At 35.3% G+C, this 552-nt stretch carries 1 protein-coding gene; it reads right to left on the bottom strand.

The window, feature by feature from the left end:
* Positions 1-46: 46 nt before the first annotated feature.
* On the bottom strand, positions 47-376 hold the full coding sequence (locus ACFCTO_RS12145; RefSeq protein ID WP_499876971.1) for a hypothetical protein: 330 nt from the start codon (positions 374-376) through the stop codon (positions 47-49).
* Positions 377-552: the final 176 nt, after the last annotated feature.

Genomic DNA, 552 nt, shown 5'->3' on the forward strand with positions numbered 1-552 from the left:
CTTTGGTCGCTAAGGCCCAAACCGCAAAAAATCCAACGGACTTAGTTCAGGCCTTGTGTAAACTAGCTTCATCAACTTCCGAGGCAGCGTAAAAGTTGTAAAGTGCTGTATCAAATATACAAAAAGAACAAGAGAAAAAAATAGCAATAAATTTCATTAAAGAATCTTTTCCTCTTTGATAGACTTTCTGCCATAAAAATAAAACAGTGCCATAAATCGCAAAAACTCCTAAAATCCCAACAAACCAAAGATCATTAACAATCCCACAATCAGTATGATTATATCCTTCTGCTTCATATCGACTATGTCCAGTGCCAATAATAATACGTAAATCGTCTGGTAATTCCCAAAAGCGTTCAGAAGTAATGATAGCCATGTTATCTTTATCGCTTGAACCAGTATCAAGAAATTCTACAACACTATCTACCCCTTTGGATAACCATTGGTGCTAGCATATAAATAGGACAAGTCAAACTGAGGTTTTCCATAAAGTGATACAATAAAAGTATATATAGGGGGCCTTAGTATGACGAAGTTCAACAAACAATTCAA

The organism is Megasphaera indica (assembly GCF_046614755.1).
Taxonomy (GTDB): domain Bacteria; phylum Bacillota; class Negativicutes; order Veillonellales; family Megasphaeraceae; genus Megasphaera; species Megasphaera intestinihominis.

Coding starts and splice junctions, on each gene's coding strand:
- ACFCTO_RS12145 (WP_499876971.1), bottom strand. CDS start 376: ATGGCTATCATTACTTCTGAACGCTTTTGGGAATTACCAGACGATTTA.